The 23,217-nt window shown below is 68.7% G+C and carries 18 protein-coding genes and 1 pseudogene; 13 read left to right on the forward strand and 6 right to left on the reverse strand.

Annotated elements, in window-relative coordinates; all coding sequences use genetic code 11:
* From IWC96_RS06330 to hflX, 7 genes and pseudogenes are all read left to right on the forward strand, one after another.
* Positions 1–265: pseudogene (locus tag IWC96_RS06330) on the forward strand (RluA family pseudouridine synthase); the annotation flags it as partial.
* 9 nt (positions 266–274) lie between these two features.
* Positions 275–1,285: a tRNA dihydrouridine synthase DusB gene (dusB, locus tag IWC96_RS06335; protein ID WP_196838597.1), complete on the forward strand. Its 1,011-nt coding sequence runs from the start codon at positions 275–277 to the stop codon at positions 1,283–1,285.
* Between the two features lie 52 nt (positions 1,286–1,337).
* Positions 1,338–3,605 carry a PAS domain-containing sensor histidine kinase gene (locus IWC96_RS06340; RefSeq protein ID WP_196838598.1) on the forward strand — a complete coding sequence of 756 codons (2,268 nt, stop codon included), beginning with the start codon at positions 1,338–1,340 and terminating at the stop codon, positions 3,603–3,605.
* A 9-nt stretch (positions 3,606–3,614) separates the two neighbouring features.
* Positions 3,615–5,033 (forward strand): sigma-54 dependent transcriptional regulator, encoded by a 1,419-nt coding sequence (locus IWC96_RS06345; RefSeq protein ID WP_021697154.1) that lies wholly within the window; start codon positions 3,615–3,617, stop codon positions 5,031–5,033.
* On the forward strand, positions 5,033–5,896 hold the full coding sequence (locus IWC96_RS06350; RefSeq protein WP_196838599.1) for a D-amino-acid transaminase: 864 nt from the start codon (positions 5,033–5,035) through the stop codon (positions 5,894–5,896). Before IWC96_RS06345 ends, IWC96_RS06350 begins: the two co-directional genes overlap by 1 nt.
* Positions 5,897–6,010: 114 nt before the next feature.
* A complete protein-coding gene (gene hfq, locus IWC96_RS06355; RefSeq protein WP_013269198.1) occupies positions 6,011–6,256 on the forward strand; it encodes an RNA chaperone Hfq in 246 nt (81 codons plus the stop codon).
* A complete protein-coding gene (gene hflX / locus IWC96_RS06360) occupies positions 6,257–7,561 on the forward strand; it encodes a GTPase HflX (RefSeq protein WP_021697152.1) in 1,305 nt (434 codons plus the stop codon).
* Between the two features lie 11 nt (positions 7,562–7,572).
* Here hflX and IWC96_RS06365 read toward each other — a convergent pair whose 3' ends face one another.
* Positions 7,573–8,028, reverse strand: coding sequence for a tRNA (cytidine(34)-2'-O)-methyltransferase (locus IWC96_RS06365; protein WP_021697151.1), 456 nt, complete (start codon positions 8,026–8,028; stop codon positions 7,573–7,575).
* A gap of 194 nt (positions 8,029–8,222) precedes the next feature.
* Between IWC96_RS06365 and petA the strand changes: the two genes are divergently transcribed.
* The 3 genes from petA to IWC96_RS06380 are packed head-to-tail and all read left to right on the forward strand — an operon-like array spanning position 8,223 to position 10,974.
* Entirely contained in the window at positions 8,223–8,765 is a 543-nt protein-coding gene (petA, locus tag IWC96_RS06370; protein ID WP_045318968.1) for a ubiquinol-cytochrome c reductase iron-sulfur subunit, read from the forward strand.
* Positions 8,766–8,785: 20 nt separating this feature from the next.
* On the forward strand, positions 8,786–10,087 hold the full coding sequence (locus IWC96_RS06375; protein WP_021697149.1) for a cytochrome b/b6: 1,302 nt from the start codon (positions 8,786–8,788) through the stop codon (positions 10,085–10,087).
* Between the two features lie 35 nt (positions 10,088–10,122).
* Complete coding sequence (locus IWC96_RS06380) at positions 10,123–10,974, forward strand: cytochrome c1 (protein WP_045318975.1); 852 nt, start codon at positions 10,123–10,125, stop codon at positions 10,972–10,974.
* A gap of 75 nt (positions 10,975–11,049) precedes the next feature.
* On the opposite strand, the gene IWC96_RS06385 is transcribed toward IWC96_RS06380, so the two are convergent.
* From IWC96_RS06385 to IWC96_RS06395, 3 genes are read right to left on the reverse strand one after another with little or no spacing between them, the layout of a single operon-like run.
* Complete coding sequence (locus IWC96_RS06385) at positions 11,050–11,844, reverse strand: DsbA family protein (protein WP_021697147.1); 795 nt, start codon at positions 11,842–11,844, stop codon at positions 11,050–11,052.
* 16 nt (positions 11,845–11,860) lie between these two features.
* A complete protein-coding gene (locus tag IWC96_RS06390; protein WP_021697146.1) occupies positions 11,861–13,306 on the reverse strand; it encodes a M48 family metalloprotease in 1,446 nt (481 codons plus the stop codon).
* Between the two features lie 56 nt (positions 13,307–13,362).
* Positions 13,363–15,936, reverse strand: a complete 2,574-nt coding sequence (locus IWC96_RS06395) for a ribonuclease E/G (protein WP_021697145.1) — start codon at positions 15,934–15,936, stop codon at positions 13,363–13,365.
* Positions 15,937–16,364: 428 nt separating this feature from the next.
* Here IWC96_RS06395 and IWC96_RS06400 point away from each other — a divergent pair, with 428 nt between their 5' ends.
* The 3 genes from IWC96_RS06400 (at position 16,365) to prfB (ending at position 21,318) form a co-directional block, all read left to right on the forward strand.
* A complete protein-coding gene (locus IWC96_RS06400; RefSeq protein WP_231378932.1) occupies positions 16,365–17,600 on the forward strand; it encodes an N-acetylmuramoyl-L-alanine amidase in 1,236 nt (411 codons plus the stop codon).
* 74 nt (positions 17,601–17,674) lie between these two features.
* Complete coding sequence (locus IWC96_RS06405) at positions 17,675–20,119, forward strand: penicillin-binding protein 1A (RefSeq protein WP_196838600.1); 2,445 nt, start codon at positions 17,675–17,677, stop codon at positions 20,117–20,119.
* Between the two features lie 73 nt (positions 20,120–20,192).
* A protein-coding gene (gene prfB, locus IWC96_RS06410) for a peptide chain release factor 2 (protein WP_148291455.1) occupies positions 20,193–21,318 on the forward strand; the annotation gives its coding sequence in 2 pieces (ribosomal slippage) (positions 20,193–20,261 and positions 20,263–21,318; 1,125 coding nt in all).
* Between the two features lie 19 nt (positions 21,319–21,337).
* On the opposite strand, the gene IWC96_RS06415 is transcribed toward prfB, so the two are convergent.
* Positions 21,338–21,949 (reverse strand): polymer-forming cytoskeletal protein, encoded by a 612-nt coding sequence (locus tag IWC96_RS06415; RefSeq protein ID WP_021697141.1) that lies wholly within the window; start codon positions 21,947–21,949, stop codon positions 21,338–21,340.
* Positions 21,933–23,087, reverse strand: coding sequence for a peptidoglycan DD-metalloendopeptidase family protein (locus IWC96_RS06420; RefSeq protein ID WP_021697140.1), 1,155 nt, complete (start codon positions 23,085–23,087; stop codon positions 21,933–21,935). Before IWC96_RS06420 ends, IWC96_RS06415 begins: the two co-directional genes overlap by 17 nt.
* Between the last annotated feature and the right edge of the window lie 130 nt (positions 23,088–23,217).

Genomic DNA, 23,217 nt, shown 5'->3' on the forward strand with positions numbered 1-23,217 from the left:
CGATCAGGGCGCCCTGATCGAGCTGGAGCCCATGACCGGGCGCATGCATCAGCTGCGTGTGCACATGGCGCACATCGGGCGGCCCCTGGTGGGCGACGCCCGCTATGGCGGGGCCCTGACTTTTTCCGGCGGCGCGGCGCCGCGCCTGATGCTGCATGCCTCCAGGCTGACTTTCCCCCATCCCGAGGGTGAAACTCTCACGGTCGAGGCGCCGCTTCCGGCGGATTTCCGCGCCCTGATGGACCGCGCGGGCCTTAGCCTCTAGATCACCGCCATGAACGGCAAGCTTCAGATCGGCGACGTCACCGTGCCCGGCCGGGTGCTGACCGCGCCCATGACCGGCATCACGGACCTGCCGTTCCGGCGCGTGGCCTCCGCGCTGGGCGCGCCCTATGTGGCCACCGAGATGGTCGCCGCCGCCGAGCTGGCCCGGGCCCGGCCCGACGTGGTGCGCCGCGCCGCGGTGGGCGAGGGCCTGCCCCTGACGGTCATCCAGCTGGTGGGCCGCGACCCGGGCCGCATGGCCGAGGGCGCCGCCATGGCCGAGCGCGCGGGGGCCGACATCATCGACCTGAACTATGGCTGTCCGGCCAAGGAGGTCACGGGCGTGGCCTCCGGCTCGGCCCTGATGCGCGATCTGGATCTGGCCTGCGACATCATCCAGGCGGTGGTGAAGGCCACCACGCGCCCCGTCACCGTCAAGATGCGCCTGGGCTGGGACGACGCCAGCCGCAACGCGCCCGAGCTGGCCCGCCGGGCCGAGGCCCTCGGGGTTCAGGCGGTCACCGTCCACGGCCGCACCCGCAAGCAGTTCTACACCGGCCAGGCGGACTGGAGCGCTGTGGGCGAGGTCAAGGCGGCGGTCTCCATCCCGGTCATCGTCAACGGCGACATACTGACCCCTGACGACGCCCGCGCGGCGCTGGCGGCGTCCAGCGCCGACGCCCTTATGCTGGGGCGCGGGGTCTATGGACGCCCCTGGCTGGCGGCCCATCTGGACGCGGCCCTGAACGGCGATCCGGCGACTGCCGAGCCGGACGCGGCGCTGCGCCTGGCCATTGTGCTCGATCATTTCCGCCAGACCCTGGCCTTCTATGGCGAGGGCCTGGGCTTGAAGATGTTCCGCAAGCATCTGGGCTGGTACGTGGAGCAGGCGCCGTGGCCCGGCTGTCCGCTGGAGCGTCGTCACGCCAAGGCCCGCCTGTGTCGCCTGGAGACGCCGGAAGCGGTGGAGACGGCCCTCGCCGACCTGTGGTCGCGGCCTGACGTTCGTCTAGTGGCGTAATTCAGCAACATTTGTGTTGATTTCAGGCCACAGCGCAGCCTAATCTTGAACAATGACTGACCGCGCGCCCACCGACAGCGGCCTTGATCTGCCCCAGGCCGAACCGGCCTCCGGGCGGCTGCACGCCTTGTGGGGCTGGACGCTTCAGAACCGTGGGCGGGCCTTGTTCTGGGTGGCGTACGCGGTCGCGGCTCTCGTGACGGGGGCGGGCGTGTGGCTGGTGGCGGCCGCGCCGGGCGTGGATTCCGGCCGGGGCGGCGCCCAGGCGGCGGCCAGCCAGGCGGTGCTGGTCATCCTTCTGGCCAATCTGGTCCTGATCGCCTTCCTGGCTCTGGTGGTGGGCCTGCGAGTGCTTGATCTGGCGCGCGAGCGGGTGCGTGACGCCGGCGCACGTCTGCACCTGCGCTTCGTCACCCTGTTCTCGCTGGTGGCCGTGGCGCCGGCCATCCTGATCGCGGTGGCCTTCGGCGTGCTGGTCAACCGGGGCGTGGACCAGTGGTTCAGCAATAATGTGCGCGCCGCCGTCGAGAACGGAGCCTCCATCGGCCGGGCCTATGTGCTGGACGTGCAGACGGACATGGAGCGCGACCTCTCGACCATGTCGAACGAACTGGGCGGGCCGGTGCGGCAGGTGTTCCCCAACCGCATCCAGTTCTCCAACGCCCTGACCCAGATGGCCGAGTTCTTCGGCTACCCGGCCATCTATATCCTGAACGGTGAGGGCGAGGTGCTGGCCCGCGGCGAAACGGCGAGCGCGCCGCCCTATCTGGCTCCGCCGAGCACCGCCATCGCAGTGGCGGCGGCGGGCCAGGACGCGGCGGTTGAGGCGACCCAGAATCCCGACGTCATCCGCATCCTGTATCCGCTGCCGGAGTACGGCGACGCCTATCTCTATGTGGTGCGGCCCCTGGCGCCCGGTCTGATCGCCCAGATGAACACCAGCCAGGACTCCATCGAGGCCTACCGCGAGGCCGAGGAAAGCCGGGCCCGCATCCAGGCCGCGTTCGCCCTGAGCTATGTGGAGACGGCGTTGCTGGTGCTGGTGGGCGCGGTGTGGCTCGGCCTGTCAGCGGCCAACGCCATCGCCCGTCCGGTGGCCCGTCTCGTCCAGGCGGCGGACCGGGTGGCCGAGGGCGACCTGACGGCGCGGGTGGATTCCAGCGCCGACCCGGAGGAGATCGCGGTCCTCTCGCGCGCCTTCAACCGCATGACCAGCGACCTGCAGATGCAGCAGGAGGCCCTGCGCGCCGCCAGTGAAGACGCCCAGGCCCGCAGCCTGTTCATCGAAACCGTGCTGTCCGGCGTCAGCGCCGGCGTCATCGGCCTGGACAAGAAGGGCCGCATCTCGGCCATCAACGAAAGCGCCACCCAGCTTCTGTCGATTCAGGAGCCGAAGGTTCTGGGCAAACCTCTGGCCAAGGTCGCGCCCGAATTGGGTGATCTGGTCGCGCGCGGCGAGGCCCGCGTGGACGAAGAGATCGACGTCACCCGCGACGGCGAGACCCTGCGCCTGCGGGTGCGGGTCGAGGGCGGGCTGGGCGGCGAGATGGTGCTGACCTTCGACGACATCACCCGACTGGTCACGGCCCAGCGCAACGCCGCCTGGAAGGACGTGGCCCGCCGCATCGCCCACGAGATCAAGAATCCCCTGACGCCGATCCAGCTCTCGGCCGAGCGTCTGCGCCGCAAGTACCGGTCCCAGGTGGCCGACGATGTCGAGACCTTCGATCGCTGCACCGAGACCATCATCCGGCAGGTGGGCGACATCGGCCGCATGGTGGACGAGTTCTCGTCCTTCGCCCGTATGCCCGCGCCCCGTTTCGCGCCAGAGGACCCCGCGGAGCTGCTGCGTCAGGCCGTGTTCGCCCAGCGCGTGGCCGATCCCGAGGTGGCCGTTCACATGACCGAGCCGCTGTCTGACGCCGTCATCAGCTGCGACGGCCGCATGGTCGGCCAGGCCCTGGCCAATCTGCTCAAGAACGCCGGGGAGGCCGTGGCCGCCGCCCGCGCCCAGGGCCGCAAGGCAGACGGCGGCGTGTCGGCCGTGCTGGAGGTCGAGGACGGCCGCGCCACTTTCATCATCGAGGATGACGGCGTCGGCCTGCCGGAAAAGGATCGCGACCGTCTGACCGAGCCCTACGTCACCACTCGCGAGAAGGGCACTGGCCTGGGCCTGGCCATCGTCAAGCGCATCTGTGAGGACCACGGCGGCGAACTGAAGCTGGCGGACGCGCAGGACCTGAAGGGCGCGCGCTTCTGCATGATCTTCCCCCTTCAGAACTCAACCCCATCGGACGCCCCCCCGGCGTCGCAACGATAGAGAGGCGACATGCGAGTCACACCTGGCGGCGCCGACGTCCTGGTCGTCGATGACGAGGCCGACATCCGCGATCTGGTTTCCGGCCTGCTCGAGGATGAGGGCCACGCGGTGCGCACCGCGTCCAACTCTGAAGAAGCCCTGGCCGCCATCAAGGGCAGGAAGCCCTCGTTGCTGGTTCTGGACATCTGGATGCAGGGCGGCGGCATGGACGGGCTGGAGCTGCTCGACCTGGTCATGGAGCTGGACGCCGATCTGCCGGTGGTCATGATCTCGGGCCACGGCAACATCGAGACCGCTGTCAGCGCGCTCAAGCGCGGCGCCTATGACTTCCTGGAGAAGCCCTTCAAGTCCGACCGGCTGGTGCTGGTGGTCGAGCGGGCGCTGGAAGCCTCGACCCTCAAACGCGAGAACCGTCGCCTGCGCGCCCGGGCCTTCGTGCCCAAGGGCCTGATCGGGTCGTCCAACGCGGCCCAGCAGCTGCGCTCCACCATCTCCAAGGTGGCCCCGGCCAACAGCCGTGTTCTGGTCGCCGGCCCGCCCGGGTCGGGCAAGGAGCTGGTGGCCCGCCAGATTCACGACGGCAGCCCCCGCGCCCGCTCCGAATTCGTCGCCATCTCGGCGGCCGGCATGACGCCCGAACGCCTGGACGTGGAGCTCTTCGGCGAGGAAGGGGCGGGAGGACGCCCCTCCAAGATCGGCGTGTTCGAGCGGGCCCACAACGGCACCCTCTATCTGGACGAGGTGGGCGACATGCCCCGCGAGAGCCAGAGCCGCATCCTGCGGGTTCTGGTCGAGCAGCGTTTCCGCCGCGTGGGCGGCGACACCGACGTCCAGGTGGATGTGCGGGTCATCACCTCCACCTCACGCGATCTGCGTCATGAGATCGCCGAGGGGCGCTTCCGCGAAGATCTGTTCCACCGCCTGAACGTGGTGCCCATCCGCGTCCCGCCCCTGTCCGAGCGGCGCGAGGACATCGGCGAACTGGTCGACTATTTCGTCGACACCCTGTGCGAGTCCCAGGGCCTGTCCCGACGCAGGCTCAGTGATGACGCCCTGGCGGTGCTGCAGGTCCACGACTGGCCCGGCAATGTCCGCCAGCTGCGCAACAATGTGGAGCGCCTGCTGATCCTGGCCACCGGCGATGCGTCGGAGCCCATCACCGCCGACATGCTGCCGCAGGAGGTTGTCAACACCGGTGCGGCCGGCGCCCTGGGCGCCGAGCGGGTCATCGCCCTGCCTCTGCGGGAGGCGCGGGAGGTGTTCGAGCGGGAATATCTGACCGCCCAGATCATGCGCTTCGGCGGCAACATCTCGCGCACGGCCACCTTCATCGGCATGGAGCGGTCGGCGCTGCACAGGAAGCTGAAGTCGCTGGGCGTGGCGCCCGTGCGCGGCGGCGTCGAGGACGTGGAAGGAAACGGGGACTGATGTCGAGGGTCGCTTACGTCAACGGAGTTTATCGCCCACACGGCCAGGCGGTGGTCCATGTGGAGGACCGGGGTTTCCAGTTCGCCGACGGGGTCTATGAGGTCTGGTCCGTGGCCGACGGCCGGCTGGCCGATTTCGAGGGCCACATGACCCGTCTGTTCCGCAGTCTCGGCGAACTGCGCATCGATCCGCCCATGAGCCGCGAGGCCCTGACCCGGGTGCTGCGCGAGACGGTGCGGCGCAACCGGGTGCGCGACGGCATCGTCTATCTGCAGGTCACCCGCGGCACGGCTCGCCGCGACCACCCGTTCCCTCCGCCCGGCACCCCGCCCAGCGTCGTGGTCACGGCCAAGTCCATGAATTTCGACGCTCTGGAGGCCAAGGCCGCCAAGGGCATCACCGTCCTGACCCAGCCGGACAACCGCTGGGGCCGCTGCGACATCAAGACGGTGGGCCTGCTGCCCAACGTGCTGGCGAAACAGGCGGCGCTGGACGCCGGGGCCGGCGACGCCTGGCTGGTTGACGAGATGGGCCTGATCACCGAGGGCACCTCCAACAACGCCTGGATCGTGGACAAGGACGGCGCGCTGCGAACCCGCGACATCCAGGCCAACATCCTGCGCGGCATCACGCGCCAGACCCTGATGGAGATCGTCAAGGAAGAGGGCCTGACCGTCGACGAACGCCCCTTCAGCGTCGAGGACGCCAAACAGGCGCGCGAGGCCTTCGTCACCTCCGCCTCGGCCTTCGTCCTGCCGGTGGTGGGCATCGACGGGGCGAAGATCGGCGACGGCAAGCCCGGCCCACTGGCGAAACGGCTGCGCGATCTCTATCTGGACAAGACCCGCGACGAAGCCATCTAGATCGTTGCCGTCGCGCCCGAGTGCGGGCTAGGGTCAGTCCACGGCGTATCCGCCGTCTCCGGCGTCCTCCCCGGCGTCGGTCGATCAACAACGAAGAACAGGACAAACCTGGCCATGTCGCAAGACAAGAGACAGAACCTTCAGGACACCTTCCTCAACAGCGTTCGCAAGACCAAAACCCCGCTGACGATCTTCCTGGTGAACGGCGTGAAACTGCAGGGCATCGTCACCTGGTTCGACAACTTCTGTGTGCTTCTGCGTCGCGACGGCCAGTCCCAGCTGGTCTACAAGCACGCTATCTCGACCATCATGCCTTCCGCGCCCGTGCAACTGTACGAGCCCGAGGCGGATGAGGACTGATTGACCTCCAAATTCATTGACCACGCCCCCGAGGTCCAGCGCGCGATCGTCATTCACCCCGACGGCCGCGGGACTTCCGCACGCCTGGCCGAGGAACGGCTGGAAGAGGCCGTCGGCCTGTCCGCCGCCCTCGATCTGGACGTGCGCGCCGCCGAGGTGGCCCGCCTGCGCCGCACCGTGCCCGCTACCTTGTTCGGCATGGGCAAGGTGGACGAGATCGCCGCCCTGATCCGTGCCGCCGAGGCCGATGTGGTGGTCATCGACGACGCCCTGACCCCGGTGCAGCAGCGCAATCTGGAGAAGGCGTGGGAGGTCAAGGTCATCGACCGCTCCGGCCTGATCCTCGAAATCTTCGGCCGTCGCGCCCGCACCGCCGAGGGGCGGCTGCAGGTGGAACTGGCCCGTCTGGACTATGAGCGTTCGCGGCTGGTGCGCACCTGGACCCACCTGGAGCGCCAGCGCGGCGGCACAGGCTCCACCGGCGGCCCTGGCGAAACCCAAATCGAGCTGGACCGGCGCATGATCGCCGACCGCATCGACAAGCTGAAGGCTGAGCTGGAGGACGTGCGCCGCACCCGCGCCCTGCACCGCAAGGCCAGAAAGCGCGTGCCGTTCCCCGCCGTGGCGCTGGTGGGCTACACCAATGCGGGCAAGTCGACCCTGTTCAACCGGCTGACCGGCTCGGAGGTCCTGGCCAAGGACCTGCTGTTCGCCACCCTGGACACCACCCAGCGCACCATCCGCCTGCCGCAGGGCCGCCCCGCCATCATCGCCGATACGGTGGGCTTCATTTCCGACCTGCCGCACGAACTGGTGGCCGCCTTCCGCGCCACGCTGGAAGAGGTGGGCGAGGCCGACCTGATCCTGCACGTGCGCGACATCGCCAGCACCGACACCGAGGCCCAGCGCCGCGACGTGGAGCAAGTGCTCGAACAGATCCCCGTGCCCGAGGGCCGCACCCGCCGGGTTCTGGAGGTCTGGAACAAGATCGACCTGCTGTCCGACGAGGACCGCGAGGCCGTGCTGGGCCAAGCCGCGCGCCAGCTTCAGGAGGGCAAGGCCGTCGCCGTGTCCGCCTGGACGGGGGAGGGGATCGAGACGCTGCGCGAGGCCATCGCCGCCCTGGTGGACGACGAACCGGAAACCCGCCTGACCCTGGACCCCGGTCAGGGCGAGGCCCTGGCCTGGCTGTACGAGCACGGCCGCGTCACCTTCCGCGACACTGACGCCGACGGCCGCGTCCATCTGGTCATCAAATTGCCCGCCGCCGCGCTGGGCCGGTTCGAACAGCGCTTCGGCTTGTAATCCGGCGCGCGTCAGCTTGCCGGCAATCCGCCCGTCTGTCTCAGCCCCTCGAACAGGGCGATCGCCGCCGAGGTGGCCAGATTCAGGGAGCGGGCCTCGGGCCGAATCGGAATGAACAGCCGCGCGTCCGCTGCCGCATGCACGAAATCGGGCGCCCCGGCGGTTTCCCGCCCGAACAGCAGGCGATCGTCCGGACGAAAAGTGAAGTCGGTCATGACCCGGGCCGCCTTCGTCGTGAACAGAATCAGCCGCCCCGGCTGTCCGGCGCCGCCATAGGCGTGCCAGTCGTCATGCACCGTCATGTGAGACAGGGGGCCGTAATCCAGCGCCGCACGCTTCATGGCGCGGTCGTCCAGGGTGAAGCCGGTGGGCCGGATCACATCGAGCGGAACCCCGAAACAGGCCGACAATCGGATGCAGGCGCCCACGTTCTGGGGAATGTCAGGTTGAAAAAGGGCGAGACGCATTCTAAGGCCCTCATACGCGCGGGGCGGGGCCTTGTCGCGGCCTTAATTGCGAACGCTTCGCACAGAAGCGTCAGTGACTTGCGGCGAACCGCCGCAAAACAGGGCCGAGGCATGGACTGGACGGCCCCGCAGGGTTTACGCACCACATCGACGGTCCGTTCCGGATCGGCGCTGGGTTCTGCAGAGGTGAGACATTGGCCGAATCGGTCGTGCATCCTGAGGGTGAGGGGCAAGACCCGAACCGTCGTGATTTCATTCACATCGCCGCGGGGGCCGCTGCGGCCGGCGCCGGCGTGGCGGCCGTCTGGCCCCTGATCAATTCCATGAACCCTGCGGCCGACACCCTGGCCCTGGCGTCTATCGAGTTCGACCTGACCAAGGTTCAGGAAGGTCAGCAGGTGGTCATCAAGTGGCAGGGCAAGCCGGTGTTTGTGCGCTACCGCACCCCGGCCGAGATCGAACGCGCCCGCGCCGAGGACTCCGCCGCCCTGCCGGATCCCCAGACCGACGCCGAGCGCGTCATCGAGGGTCACGAGCAGTATCTGGTGCTGGTGGGCTCCTGCACGCACCTGGGTTGCGTGCCGACCTTCGGCACCGGTGACTTCGGCGGCTGGTTCTGCCCGTGCCACGGGTCGCACTATGACACCTCGGGGCGTATCCGCCGGGGTCCGGCGCCCGCCAATCTGGTGGTCCCGACCTATGAGTATCTGAACGACACCCGGATCCGGATCGGCTGAGCGCGGACGTAAGAGAGATCATGAGCGACCACGAATCCACCTACGTCCCCAAGACCGCTTTCGAGCGGTGGATGGACAGCCGTCTGCCGATCATTCGATTCGGCGCGGACTACATGAGTCTGCCGACCCCCAGGAACCTCAACTACTGGTGGACCTTCGGCGGCATCCTGATGCTGTGCCTGGGCATCCAGATCGTGACCGGCATCCTGCTGGCCATGCACTATGTGCCCAACACAGAAATGGCCTTTGAATCGGTCGAGCGCATCATGCGCGACGTGAACGGGGGCTGGTTGATCCGCTATGTCCACGCCAACGGCGCCTCGATGTTCTTCATCGCGGCCTACATCCACATGCTGCGCGGCCTGTACTACGGCTCGTACAAGGCGCCGCGAGAGATGATCTGGATCGTCGGCTGCCTGATCTTCTTCCTGCTGATCGGCACCGCCTTCCTGGGCTACGTCCTGCCCTGGGGCCAGATGTCGTTCCACGGCGCGGTGGTGATCACCAACCTGATCGGCTCGATCCCGGTGGTGGGCGGTCCGATCCTGACTTGGCTGCAGGGCGGTCCGGCCATCGACAACGCGACCCTCAACCGCTTCTTCTCGCTGCACTATCTGCTGCCGTTCCTGATCGCCGGCTGCGTGGTGCTGCACCTGTGGGCCCTGCACCACGCCGGTCAGAACAACCCGGTGGGGATCCTGATCCCCAAGGAGCGCCAGGCTAAGGACACCCTGCCTTTCCACCCGTACTACACGGTCAAGGACGGCTTCGCGGTGATCCTGTTCCTGCTGCTGTTCTCCTACTTCGTGTTCTTCAACCCGAACGCCCTGGGCCACGCCGACAACTTCATTCCGGCCAACCCGCTGGTGACGCCGGCGCACATCGTGCCGGAATGGTACCTGCTGCCGTTCTACGCGATCCTGCGCGCCATCCCCGACAAGTTCGGCGGCGTGGTGGCCATGTTTGGCTCCATCGGCATCCTGTTCGTCCTGCCTTGGCTGGACCGGTCGCGCATCCGCTCCATGCGCTATCGCCCGATCATGAAGGTGCTGTTCGTCCTGTTCGTGGTGAACGGCTTCATCCTGGGCTGGTGCGGCGCCGAGCTGCCGGACGCCCATGTGATCGGCAACTTCTCCACCTTCACCGTCTATGACGGCGACCTGAACAGCTTCCTGTGGCTGGGGCGTTTCGCGACCCTCTACTACTTCGCTTTCTTCCTGGTCATGCCGTTCGTGGCGCTGAAGGAGAAGCCGCTTCCGGTCCCGAGCTCCATTTCCGAACCCGTCCTGGCCCCCGAGGCCGCCATCGAGAAGAAGGGTTGAGCGCGATGACGCGTCCTGTCGCCAAAGCCCCCCGCATGGCCGTGAAGGCCGCCTTCGTCGCCGCCGTCGCCGCCCTGGGCCTGACCGCCGCTTCCCCCGCGCTTGCCGCGGGTGAGGCCAAGCATCCGCGCTCCGGCAACTTCAGCTTCGAAGGGCCCTTCGGCACCTTCGATCAGGGTCAGCTGCAGCGGGGCTACAAGGTCTATCGCGAGGTCTGCGCCGCCTGTCACGGCATGGACCTGCTGTCCTTCCGCAACCTGGCCGAAGAAGGCGGGCCGTTCTGGGATCCGCACGAAAGCAACCCCAACAACAACCGCTTCGTCCGCGCCCTGGCCGCCGAGTTCGAGATCGCTGACATCGATTCCGAAACCGGCGAGGCGGTGCTGCGTCCGGGCACGCCGGCCGACAGCTTCCCGAACCCGTATCCGAACGCCACGGCCGCGGCCGCGGCCAACGGCGGCGCCTTCCCGCCCGACCTGTCGGTCATGGCCAAGGCCCGTCACGACGGCGCCAACTACATCTACTCGCTGTTGTCCGGCTATGAGGAGGCCCCCGAGGGTCTGCGCATCGCCTCGGGCCAATACTACAATCCGTATATGGCTGGTGACATGACGCCCTTCTGGGACGGCGATCCGGACCATGTGCCTTACGGCGGCTTCATCGCCATGCCGAACCCGCTGCGGGCCGGTCAGGTGACCTATGACGACGGCACCGAGGCGACCGTCGACCAGATGTCGCGCGATGTCTCGGCCTTCATCGCCTGGGCGTCCGACCCTCGCGCGGTGGAGCGCAAGCGCACCGGTCTGGCGGTGATGATCTATCTGCTGCTGTTCGCGGGCCTGACCTACGCCAGCTACCGCCGCATCTGGCGCGGCGTCGCGCACTGACCGCCAGCATATGACCAGACGAAAGGCCCGTGAATCGCTTCACGGGCCTTTTGCTTTTTCGGCCTGCGCCTGCGTTCAGCCGCCGCGCGCCGCCGCGATGGCCTGAGCCACCACCTGCGGGTCGATCCCGTCGGTGGCGCGTCCGTTGACGATGAAGGTCGGGGTGCCCTGAAGGTTCATCTGGCGCGCCGCGTCGTGAATGTCGCCTACATGGCGCTCGGCCGCCTCGGACGTGATGAAGGCGCGCGCGGCGTTCATATCCACGCCGGCTTCCTGCAGGATCTGATCCACCGCCGCCACGTCCAGCGCCGGTTCGGCCATCAGGGCCTGATGGACCTCCAGATACCGGCCCTGGGCGTGGGCGGCCAGGGCGGCGCGGGCGGCGTAATTGGAGGTGGCGTCGTCGCCCCGGTCCAGGATCGGCCATTCCTTGAAGACGAAGCGCACATCCGGGTTGGCCTGGATCAGCGCCAGCATGCCCGGCGCCACCGACTTGCAGCCCGGACAGCGGTAATCGAAGAACTCGATCACCGTGGCCGCCGCCTGCTCCGGCGCGGGGCCCACGGCGGGGTCTCGCGGATCCGGGGCGATCAGGGAGGGGTCGGCGGATATGGCCGCGTTGATCGCCTCGGTTCCGGCCGCCTGCTGCTGGATCTGCCGCGCCTGCAGCATTTCCTCCAGCACCTCGGGATGGCTGAGCAGATAGGCGCGCACCCGTCCGTCAAAGTCCCCGCCGGTGATCCACGGCAGGGCCGAGACGCCCAGCGCGACCACGGACACGCCCAGGGCGGCCAGCCCGAGGCGGGGATCGCGGGTCCAGCCAGAGCGGCCGGAAGGGAGCTCGGCCGGGCGGTCGGCGTCGTCGGTCATGAAATCTCCTGGGGGCTCAGTGCTGATGCGCGGGCGTGTGCGACAGGCGTCGCGCCGTCACGTCTTCATAAAGGGACCGCGGCCGTTCGCCCTGGCGACGATCCAGGTCTTCCAGGTCCTCGGGCGTGGCGCCGGAGGCCAGCACGATGTCCACCGCCCGCCGCCACTCGACCGATCCGGGATCGAGCATGTCGCGGGCCCGCAGGGCGAACTGCGTCGCCTGACGCTGCTGGCCCACGGAGAAGTGGAACTCGGCCGAGGCCAGGCGCGCCTCGCCCTCCAGGCCCAGCGTCGCATAGGCCTGAGACATCAGCCGCCAGGCCATGGGATTGTTCGGTTCATCGATCGTGGCGCGGCGCAGCTCGGTGATCGCGCGCTCCAGCACCGTCTCGTCATGGGTCTCGATCAGGGCGTGCGCCAGATTGATGCGCAGGAGGGGCGCGTCCTGCGGCATCAACTCCACCGCGCGGGCATGGGCCGGCACGGCGTCGGCGGGAGAGCCCGCCTCGAACAGGATCTGACCCTTGAGCTCCCAGTAGTAGGGATTTTCCGGGTCCTCCGCGATCAGGACGTCCACGGCGTCCACCGCCCGCTGGGTTTCGCCCTGGCGATACCAGGCGATGGCCCGGGCATAGCGGGCGGGCAGGGAGGTGTCGCTTTCGCGATAGGTGCGGAAGGTCTGGGCGGGCGGATTCAGGAACGCATCGATCTTGGCCAGCATCAGGGCGTGCTGACCGGCCCAGTGCTCCGGCTCGACGGCGTCATGGTTGGGCAGGTTCTCGACCGGTCGACGCAAGTTCTCGATCCGTCGCGACGACAGCGGGTGGCTGCGGAAATAGGGATAGCGGCGGGCGTCGGAAAACACTTCCTGCGCCCGGAATTCCTCGAAGAACTCCACCAGGCCCCGCGCCGACAGGCCCGCGCGGTCCAGCGCCTGGGCGCCGGTCAGGTCGGCCTCGCCCTCCTGGCTCTGCATGTACTGCAGCGCGCCGATGGTGCCGAAATAGCCCGAGCTGCCCAGCAGCGCCGCGCCCGCGTCCGGCGCGCCCGCCGCGATGGCCAGGGCGCCCAGGGCCATGGACACCAGGAAAGGCTGCATGCCTGCGTCGGACGCCCCGTCCCGCAGGGTGTGGCGGTTTTTGATGTGCCCGGCCTCGTGGGCGATCACGCCCAGAAGCTGGCCCGGGTTGTCGGTCTCCAGGATCAGGCCTGTGTGGAAGCCCATGATCTGCCCGCGCGTGGCGAAGGCGTTCAGGGTCGGGTCGTTGATCAGCAGGATGGTGACGTCATCCGGCTCCAGTCCCATGGCGTCCAGCACCGGGTCGGACCATTCACGGATGATGGCCTCGACCTCGGTGTCACGGATGATGGACTGGGCGGAAGCGGTCTCCGCCGTGAACAGTCCTGTCGCCAGGACCGCAGCTGCGGCGACGCCCGAAACGAGACGACGAGGCAAGGCCATGTTCGAACTCCTCGACTTCAGCCCCCGCGCCCCCGCATCAATCTAGCGTCCCCGCCTCAGCGGCGCCACCACCCGCGCTTGGGTTTGGCGGGCGGGGCGGAAATCTGGGCGTCATCCGCCTCGATGATCGCCGCCACGTCGGGTTTCGCTGCGGGTTCAGGGCGGGGCTCCGGCGCGGCCGGGGCCACGGCCGGTTCCGGCGCCTGTTCCGGTTCGGGCTCAGCCTGCGCCTGGATGGGCTCGGGCTCGGGCCGGGGCGATTCGGCGGGGGCCTCATTCACCACCACGACCGGTTCGGCGGCTGCGGTCTCCGGCGCCTCGCCCGCCACATCGGCGGCGGGCTTGCGGCGAACGCGTCGACGCTTGGGCGCTTCGACAGCGGCCTCGATCGGAGCGGGAACGGTGTCCGGCTCCACGTACGGCTTGGCTTCGCTGGGCGTCATGCCTTCCGACGCCGCACGCGCCTTGGCGGCTTCATGGCGGCTGCGGCGGGGCTGCGCGGGCTTTTCAGCCCGTTCGGTCTGTTCGCTGCGTTCCGGCCGTTCGGCCGACTCGCTGCGTTCGGGGCGTCCGCCCTCCATCAGGTCCAGCGGGTTGAACCAGACATAGGGGTCCTGCACCGACGGCGTGCGGCCGCGCACCCAGGTGTAGGCGTCGCGATCGCCCTCTTCACGCGCGCGGCGACCGCCACGGCGTCCACGGCGGCGGCGACGGCCGCCTTCGTCATCATTGCCCGCGGCCTCGAAAGAGTCGTCCTCGCGGGCCGGGGCGGCGCCGGACTCGTCATCCTCGCCGCCGCGTCCGCCACGGCGGCGACGACGCCGGCGACGGCCGCGGCCTTCGCCGTTTCCATCGTTCTCGTCAGTCCCGTCGCGGGCTTCGGTCCGTTCGCCGCCACCCCGATCCGAGGTCTCGGTCTCTTCGGAATCGTCGTCTTCGTACTCGTCCTCATCGTCGTCATCCTCGACGGCGAGATCATCGATGTCGTCGATGGACGAGGGCAGGGCCTTGTCCTGATACGGCGGCTCGAAGTCCTCGTTCGTCTCGGTGCGCTCGATGACGTGTTCGCTCTGGGCCAGGCTGTCGTCCACGATCACGTTGACGAACAGGCCGCGCTGTTCCTCCAGGCGGCTCAGATGGGCGCGCTTGTGGTTCAGGACGTACAGGGCCACCGCCGTGCACAGGCGCAGGTTCACCGACCCGGCGCCGCCCTTGCCCGCCTCGATGTCCACCAGTCGCAGGGCCATCAGGGCGGCGGATTCCACCGACCGGATGCGCCCGGCGCCCTGACAGTGCGGGCAAACCTCGGTGGCGCCTTCCAGCACGCCGATGCGGCGACGCTGGCGGCTGATCTCCATCAGGCCGAAGATCGAGATCTTGCCCATCTGGACGCGGGCCCGGTCCGTGGACAGGGCGTCCTTGAGGACCTTCTCGACCGACCGGTTGTTCTTGGCCTCATCCATGTCGATGAAGTCGATGACCACCAGCCCGGCCAGGTCGCGCAGGCGCAGCTGGCGCGCGGCCTCCACGGCCGCTTCCATGTTGGTCTTGTAGGCCGTCTGCTCGACGTTGCGCTCCTTGGTGGCGCGCCCCGAGTTGACGTCGATGGCCACCAGGGCCTCGGTCTGGTTGATCACCAGATAGCCGCCGGACTTCAGCGGCACCACCGGCTGGTGGATCTGGTGCAGGATGTCCTCGATGCCCTGGGCCGCGAACAGCGGCTTGGAGCCCTTGTACAGGTGCACCTTCTTGGCCTGCGACGGCATCAGCACGCGCATGAAGTCCCGCGCCTCGCGCCAGCCTTCCTCGCCCTCGACCTGGATGCCGTCGAAATCCTTGTCGAACATGTCGCGCACGGCGCGCCGGACAAGGTTCTCTTCCTCATAGATCAGCGAGGGCGCATTGGAGTTCAGCGTCGTCTCGCGGATCGTCTCCCACAGGCGCAGCAGATATTCGTAGTCGCGCTTGATCTCGGCCTTGGTGCGCTTGGCGCCGGCCGTGCGGATGATCAGGCCCATGCCCTTTGGCACTTCCAGCGCCGCCGCCGCCGCCTTCAGGCGCTTGCGGTCTGTGGCCTGGGTGATCTTGCGCGAAATGCCGCCGCCCTTGCCGGTGTTGGGCATCAACACGCAGTAGCGGCCGGCCAGCGACAGCCACGTGGTCAGGGCCGCGCCCTTGGCCCCGCGCTCGTCCTTGACCACCTGCACCAGCAGGATCTGACGGCGCTTGATGACGTCCTGGATCTTGTAGCGCCGCATCAGGCGACGCTTCAGGCGTTCTTCCTCGGCCGGACCGCCTTCGGACTCGTCATCGGCGCTTTCACGCTCGAGCTGCTCGTCGCCGTCATCGTCCGTCTCGGCCATGATGGCTTCGCGGTCGGCGACCGGGATCTGGTAGTAGTCCGGGTGGATTTCGTTGAAGGCCAGGAAGCCGTGGCGATTGCCGCCGTATTCCACGAAGGCCGCCTGCAGGCTGGGCTCTACGCGGGTGACCTTGGCCAGATAGATGTTGCCGCGCAGCTGTCGCCGCGCCTTGGATTCAAAATCAAATTCCTCGACCTGGCGGCCATCCACGATGGCGACGCGCGTTTCTTCCGCGTGCGCCGCATCGATCAGCATTGTCTTCGACATTAAGGGTATCTCCAGGGCGCGCCGGACCTCGGCCTTCGATCAGGAAGGCGCGAGCGGCTCGCCGGTATGGTGTGAGGGGCATGGCCCGCGTCGATCCCAAGGCCAAGCGGACGCGGGCGCGATTTGCGCCGGCTGCGTCGTCAGGCTGCGGGGAGACGGAAGGCGTCAGGCCCATGGTTGTTATCGTTTGCTCCAAGACCGGTGCGCACGCGGCGCTATCGGCCTCAGGTGAGCGAGTCGGCCGGATGGTCCGGAAAACCCGTCGGATAAGGCGGAATTGGGCCGTTCACGCACCTTCGCGGCGAGCGACCCGTGCATAGCATAGTGATGCGCGGGGCGAATGGAAAGCGCCGTCCGCCTTAACCCGTTGCTCACCACGGCATGGCATGGTGGTGGAAAGAACACTTTAATTGGTGGGTGCATCGCGCATGTCGCGAATGGTCGAGAGCTTTGCTGGACAAGAAGGCCGTGTTCGTCGCGGCCTGTTGATCCTTGCCGCCCTGATCGTTTTCGCGGTGGGCGTTCTGGCGGCGGGGGCCGGTCTGGCCCTGGGCGCCCAGGGCGATGTGCTGCGTGTGCGCTTCGGCGGCGACGCCGAGCGGACCCGCATCGTGGTGGACATGGAGCGGACCGCCCGCGGTTCCGTCCGTGAGTCGGGCGAGGCCGGGCGTGTGGTGCTCAGCCTGTCCGGTGTCTCGGCCGCGCAGGGCGTCAGCGGGCGCGGCCTGGGCCTCGTGCGCGCCTATGAAATGCAGGGATCCGGCCGCGGCGCGGAGCTGCGGCTGGAGCTGGCCGGCGGCGCCGAAGTGGAGCGCCGCTTCCTGCTGCCCCCCGGCGACGGGATCCCCCACTATCGCTATGTCATCGACCTGAAGGCCACCGACGCGGCCGCGGCCCCCCGGCCCGAGCGCAATCCGCCGCGGACGGTTTCCGCCCCTCAGAGGCGCGAGCGGCCCCTGATCGTCATCGACGCCGGCCATGGCGGGCACGATCCCGGAACCCTGGGCGGGCGCGTCAACGAAAGCGCCGTGACGCTCCAGGCGGCCCAGGATCTCAAGACCGAGATCGAACGCATCGGCGGCTACCGCGTCATGCTGACCCGCACGTCGGACGTCTATGTCACTCGCTCGCGCCGGGTCGCCATGGCCCGCGAGGCCGGGGCGGACCTGTTCATCTCGCTGCACGCCGATGCGGGTAACGACCGCACCACGCGGGGCGCCAGCGTCTACACCCTGTCCGAACAAGGCGCCGTGCGCGCCGTGCGCCAGGCCACCAGCCGCGACGGCTGGCACGCCGATCTCCAGCTGCCCGGCCGCGATCCCACGGTCGACCGCATCCTGCTGGACATGACCCAGCGCGCCACCCAGAACCGTTCGGCCCAGGCGGCGCGCGTCCTGCTGACCCATCTGGAGGCCTCGGGCCATCCGATGCTGAACCGCAGCCACCGCGACGCTAATTTCGAGGTCCTGCTGGCCCCCGACGTCCCGGCCCTGCTGCTGGAGATGGGCTTCATGACCAATCCCGACGACGAGCAGCTCCTGACCGACGAACGCGGCCGCACCCGCCTCATGCGCGCCACTGCGCAGGGCATCGACCGCTATTTCACCCAGCCGGACGCGGGCCTGATGGTGGCGGGCGCCGGTCAGGCGGGCGGCGGACGCTGACCGTACCATCTTGCGTGGCCTGACCTTCTCATCCGGACTGGCGCCCTCGCCGGACGCGGGCTAATACCGGCCATATGGGGCGATTTTCGGAGTTCCGCGTGAAGTCTATCGGCGAACGCTGGTTCGTTCTGGCCGGCATCGGCCTGCTGGGCGCCATCGCCCTGGCGGGGCTTCTGCTGGCCATTTACGCCGCCTGGCTTTTCCATGACCTGCCCGACGCGGGCGAGCTGGCGGAATACCGTCCGGCCACGGCCACGCGCGTCTATGCGGGCGACGGAACCCTGATCGGCGAATTCTCCCAGGAACGCCGGATCTATGTGACCTACGACCAGATCCCGGCCCCGGTGGTCCAGGCGTTCCTGGCGGCCGAGGACTCCAACTTCTTCCAGCACGGCGGCATCGACGTGGGCGGCGTCAGCCGGGCCATGTTCAAGAACGTGCTGAACGCGGTGCAGGGCCGGCGGCTCGAGGGCGGATCGACCATCACCCAGCAGGTGGCCAAGAACGTCCTGCTGACCAATGAGAGCACCATCGGCCGCAAGCTGCGCGAGGCGATCCTGGCCAGCCGCCTCGAGGCGACCCTGTCCAAGGAGCAGATTCTCGAACTCTATCTGAACGAGATTTTCCTCGGCTATCGCTCCTATGGCGTGGCCTCGGCCGCGTTCAACTATTTCGGCAAGTCGCTGGACCAGCTGACGGTCGATGAAGCCGCCTTCCTGGCCGCCCTGCCCAAGGGTCCCAACAACTATCACCCCATCCGCCGCCCCGAGGCCGCCCTGGACCGCCGCAACTGGGTGCTGGGCGCCATGCGCTCGAACCGGTTCATCACCGAGGAGGCGTACGAGGCCGCCCGCGCCCGCCCGCTGACCACCCAGGACGCGCCGCGCCGGGCCCAGTATCGGGACGCCGACTTCTTCGTGGAGGAGGCCCGCCGCCGGGCCCTGGGCATGTTCGGCGAGGACATCAACGCCGGCGGCTACTACATGCGCACGACGCTGGATCCGTCGCTGCAGTCCGCCGCCCGCGATGCCCTGATGCAGGGGCTCGAGGACTATGACCGCCGCCATGGTTGGCGCGGGGCATGGGGCAATGTGGACATCGCGGAGGGCTGGCAGGACGAGGCGTCCGAGCAGTCCGCCCCGCCCGAGCGCCGCGAATGGCGCGCCGCCGTGGTGGAGAGCGTCGGCGACGGCGTGCGCATCCGCACCGCCCAAGACGACCAGACCGGAACCCTGCTGTCCGCCGACGTGGCGTGGGCCCGCGCGGGCGCGGGTCTCGAGGTCGGCGACCTGATCTTTGTCGAGCCGGCCGAGGGCGGACAGTTCGCCCTGAAACAGGTGCCCGCCGTGAACGGCGCCCTTGTGGCCATGGAGCCCCAGTCGGGTCGCGTGCTGGCCATGGTCGGCGGCTATTCCTACGCCCTGTCCAGCTTCAACCGCGCCACCCAGGCGGAACGCCAGCCGGGCTCGGCCTTCAAGCCCATCGTCTACGCCGCAGCCCTGGAGGGGGACTTCACCCCGTCCAGCATCGTGCTGGACGCGCCGATCTCGTTCCCGGGCGGGGCCGGCGGGCGTCCGTGGACGCCCGAGAACTACAGCCGCCAGTACTACGGCCCCCAGACCCTGCGCCGGGGGCTGGAGTTGTCGCGCAACGTCATGACCGTGCGTCTGGCCCAGGCGGTGGGCATGGACGAAGTCGTCCAGCTCGCGGAGGACATGGGCGCGGGCGACGACATGGAGCCGAATCTGTCGCTGTCGCTGGGGGCGGGGGAGACCACGCCCTATCGCCTGACCGCCGCCTACGCCGCCTTCGCCAACGGAGGACGCCGGGTCGAGCCCTATCTGATCGAGCTTGTGCAGGACCGCAACGGCCGCACCATCTATCGCGCCGACGACCGGGCCTGCCGCACCTGCGGCCGCGGTTTCGACGGCGGCGCCTCGCCCCGACTGACGCCGCGCGGGGAGCAGGTCATCGACGCCATCACCGCCTACCAGATCAGCTCCATGCTCGAAGGCGTGATCCAGCGCGGCACCGGCGTGCGCGCCCGGGGCCTGGGCCCCTGGGTGGCGGGCAAGACCGGCACCACCAACGAATACCGCAGCGCCTGGTTCGTGGGCTACACCACAGACATCGTGGTCGGGGTCTTCATCGGCTTCGACGACAACCGGTCGCTGGGCTCCGGCGAAGCGGGCGCCGCGACGGCCGTGCCGGTGTTCATCAACTTCATGACCGAGGCGCTCAAGGAGCGGCCGGCCCGCCCGTTCGTGCGGCCCCGCAATGCGATCTTCCGGACCGTCAACGGCATCGAGGAGGCGTTCCGCCCGGGCACCGAGCGCCGCGTCGAGCCGACGCCGGAGCCTCAGACGTGGGAAGGCCCGCAGGCCTACACCGACGTTCTGCGCCGTGAAGCCGAGGCCCAGCGTCAGGCCCAGCAACAGCAACAGGCCTCGCCCCAGCCCGCCGAACCCGCGCCTGCGCCACAGCGGGAGCCCGCAGAAGACTTGAGCGGGCTGTACTGACCGATTAGATCAAGCATTCGCCGCCGCCCGAATCCTCGGGCGGCGCACCTGTTTTCGCTTCGGGAGTGATGCGATGAGACCGGATGTCGAGGCCGCCAAGGCCGACATCGAGCAGAGCCTGGCTCTGCTCAGGAGGCGTCTTTGACTGGGAGCCTGCCCTCCGAAAACTCGACGAGCTGAACGCTCGCGTCGAAGACCCCACCCTGTGGGACAACCCTGACCAGGCCCAGGCCCTCAGCCGTGAACGCTCGCGGCTGGAGACCCAGATCAACGCCGTGCGGGAGATGGAGAACGGTCTGGAAGAGGCCGTCATGCTGTCCGAAATGGCCGACGAGGAAGGCGACGAGGCCACCCTCGAGGACGCCCGCGCCAGCCTCAAGACCATCAAGGACCGCGCCGCCCGCGCCGAGCTGGAGGCCCTGCTGTCCGGTGAGGCAGACGGCAACGATGCCTATCTGGAGGTCAACTCCGGCGCCGGGGGCACCGAGTCCAACGACTGGGCCGGCATGCTGCTGCGCATGTACAGCCGCTGGGCCAAGTCACGCGGCTACGAGGTCGAGATCCAGGAAGAGACCGACGGCGAGCAGGCGGGCGTCAAGTCCGCCACCATCCAGATCTCCGGCCCCAACGCCTATGGCTGGCTGAAGTCTGAGTCCGGCGTGCACCGTCTGGTGCGCATCAGCCCCTTCGATTCAGCAGCCAAGCGTCACACCTCCTTCGCCTCCATCGGCGTCTCGCCGGTGGTGGATGACACCATCGAGATCGACATCAATCCGTCGGACGTGCGCACGGACACCTACCGGGCCTCCGGCGCGGGCGGTCAGCACATCAACAAGACGGATTCCGCCGTCCGCCTGACCCACGTCCCCACCAACACCGTGGTGGCGTGCCAGGCCGGGCGCTCACAGCACCAGAACCGCGAGCAGGCCTGGAAGATGCTGCGTGCGCGCCTGTACGAGCTGGAGCTTCAGAAGCGCGAAGCCGCGGCCCAGGCCCTGGCCGACGCCAGGACCGACATCGGCTGGGGCCACCAGATCCGCAGCTACGTCCTGCAGCCCTATCAGATGGTCAAGGATCTGCGCACCAACGTCGAGACGTCCGACACCGACGGCGTGCTGAACGGCGATCTGGACGCCTTCATGGGGGCCGCCCTGGCCGCGCGCGTGGGCGACAAGCGGGGCGAGGCGGCCGAGGACTGATCGGCCGCCCCTCTCGTGATCAGGCTGAGGTCTTGGCCTGGAACGGCTGGATGGTGTCTTCGCCCGAAGGGGCCGGCGTCGAAGCCTGCGTGGCGCTGGGCGCCGCAGCCGGGGCGGTCGACGAGGTCGATGCGGTCGGGGCCGGCCCGGCCGAAGGCGCGGCGTCGCGGCGGCCCTGGATGCAGCGGCCCTGGAAATAGGCCCCCACGTCAATGGACAGCTGTTCATGGGTGATGTCGCCGTCCACATAGGCGGTGCCCAGCAGCTTGATCTGCTTGCCGTTCACGCCGCCGACGATGCGCCCGCGCACCTCGACGTAATCCGCCGAGACATTGCCCTCGACCGCGCCGGTCTCGCCGACGATCAGGCGGCCGACCCGCAGGTCGCCCTTGACCGTGCCGTCCACCTGCAGGTCGCCGGCGCCGGAGACATTGCCCTCGAAGGTCAGGTCGGCCGACAGGGTGGACAGGCCCTTGCCCGTCGGAACCTGTGACGGCATCGAGGCCGCTTGTTGGGGCGCCGCCGAGGCCGCCGGGCGCTTGGCCTGGCTGGGCGACGGCAGGTCGGGCAGGGGCGGGATCGGCTCTTCCGACCGGAGGGGCTTGGCGGCAGGCTTAGTTTTGTTGAACAATTTGTTCTCCGGCTCTCATGAAGCGGGCGGGATTCTGGGGTCGGCCGTTCATCCACACTTCGTAATGCAGATGCACGCCCGTGGAGCGCCCGGTGGTGCCCATGCCGCCGATCCGGTGGCCGACGGCGACGCGCTGGCCCGGCTGGACGGCGATGGTGTGGAGGTGGGCGAAGCGGGTCTTGAACCCGCCGCCATGGTCGATCTCGACCGTGCGGCCATAGCCGCCGCGCACGCCCGCGAAGGAGACGACGCCCGGCGCCGTGGCCAGGATCGGCGTGTTGCGCGGCGCGGCGAAGTCCTGGCCCTGATGCAGGGCGGGACGGCCGTTGAAGGGATCAAAGCGGACGCCGAAGCCCGAGGTGGTGCGCGCCGCGCCCACCGGACGGTCGAACGGCAGCCGCTCGGCGGCGTCGGCCAGGCTCCGCATGTCGGACAGATTGTGAGCGGCGCTGCGGATGCGCATGGCGAAGGCCTCGTCCACGTCCAGCACGGCGGCCAGGGCGCGCGGATCCCGCGCCTCCACCAGCGGTCCGCCCAGGGCCGTGCCTGCTCCGGCGTAGGCCGAGGGGTTCAGTCCCGCCAGCCGGAAGGCCAGACGCAGGCGCTCGGCGCGATTGTCGGCGAAGGATTCGGCGCGGGCGATCAGGCGTTCCTGATCCGCCTGCACGGCGGCGATGCGGCGAATGGGAGAGTTGGTGTCGGGGTCCAGCGGACGGGCGGGGGCCAGAACCTCTTCCGAGCCGGGGATGCCGTTGAACATGCCCATCACCTGGGTCAGGGCGGCGTGGCGCCGCTCGACCATCTGGGCGGTTTCCTCCAGCGAGCCGGTGGTCGCCGACATGCGCATGACGGCGCTTTCCAGTCGCGCCTGCAGATCGGCATTGACCCGTTCGGAGGCGGCGCGGGTGCGGGCGATTTCCGCCTCGGCCCGGCTTTCGGCCAGGGCGCCCAGCATGAAGCCGCCGCTTGAGATCACCATCCAGCCGCCCAGAACCGTCGCAGCGCCGGCCGCCAGCATCTGCCGCCCGGTGGTCAGCACATAGCCGCGGGTCTCACCGTTGCACCTCAGATAGAGATGCCGTTCCGGAAAGATTCGCTCGATCAGATCCGAGAGCTGAGAAGCGAAGGTTCTAATCATCGGTTAACGTCCCCCAACGCAGGCCGTCGTTATCCGTGAACAGTCACGCTCGTGCAAGGGAGTTCACGCAAAGAACGACGAGGCCCGTCCGGATTTCGCCGCATACGATGCTGACGACGGTTAACTTCGC

It is taken from the genome of Brevundimonas sp. BAL450 (assembly GCF_015767455.1).
GTDB lineage: Bacteria > Pseudomonadota > Alphaproteobacteria > Caulobacterales > Caulobacteraceae > Brevundimonas > Brevundimonas abyssalis.

Excerpts from the sequence above, each read along its gene's own strand:
- IWC96_RS06375 (WP_021697149.1), top strand. The coding sequence starts at position 8,786 with ATGAGCGACCACGAATCCACCTACGTCCCCAAGACCGCTTTCGAGCGG.
- IWC96_RS06380 (WP_045318975.1), top strand. The coding sequence starts at position 10,123 with ATGGCCGTGAAGGCCGCCTTCGTCGCCGCCGTCGCCGCCCTGGGCCTG.
- hfq (WP_013269198.1), top strand. The coding sequence starts at position 6,011 with ATGTCGCAAGACAAGAGACAGAACCTTCAGGACACCTTCCTCAACAGC.
- IWC96_RS06420 (WP_021697140.1), bottom strand. The coding sequence starts at position 23,087 with ATGATTAGAACCTTCGCTTCTCAGCTCTCGGATCTGATCGAGCGAATC.
- IWC96_RS06350 (WP_196838599.1), top strand. The coding sequence starts at position 5,033 with ATGTCGAGGGTCGCTTACGTCAACGGAGTTTATCGCCCACACGGCCAG.
- IWC96_RS06405 (WP_196838600.1), top strand. The coding sequence starts at position 17,675 with ATGGGGCGATTTTCGGAGTTCCGCGTGAAGTCTATCGGCGAACGCTGG.
- IWC96_RS06340 (WP_196838598.1), top strand. The coding sequence starts at position 1,338 with ATGACTGACCGCGCGCCCACCGACAGCGGCCTTGATCTGCCCCAGGCC.
- IWC96_RS06345 (WP_021697154.1), top strand. The coding sequence starts at position 3,615 with ATGCGAGTCACACCTGGCGGCGCCGACGTCCTGGTCGTCGATGACGAG.
- IWC96_RS06400 (WP_231378932.1), top strand. The coding sequence starts at position 16,365 with ATGTCGCGAATGGTCGAGAGCTTTGCTGGACAAGAAGGCCGTGTTCGT.
- IWC96_RS06385 (WP_021697147.1), bottom strand. The coding sequence starts at position 11,844 with ATGACCGACGACGCCGACCGCCCGGCCGAGCTCCCTTCCGGCCGCTCT.
- IWC96_RS06390 (WP_021697146.1), bottom strand. The coding sequence starts at position 13,306 with ATGGCCTTGCCTCGTCGTCTCGTTTCGGGCGTCGCCGCAGCTGCGGTC.
- IWC96_RS06365 (WP_021697151.1), bottom strand. The coding sequence starts at position 8,028 with ATGCGTCTCGCCCTTTTTCAACCTGACATTCCCCAGAACGTGGGCGCC.
- IWC96_RS06395 (WP_021697145.1), bottom strand. The coding sequence starts at position 15,936 with ATGTCGAAGACAATGCTGATCGATGCGGCGCACGCGGAAGAAACGCGC.
- dusB (WP_196838597.1), top strand. The coding sequence starts at position 275 with ATGAACGGCAAGCTTCAGATCGGCGACGTCACCGTGCCCGGCCGGGTG.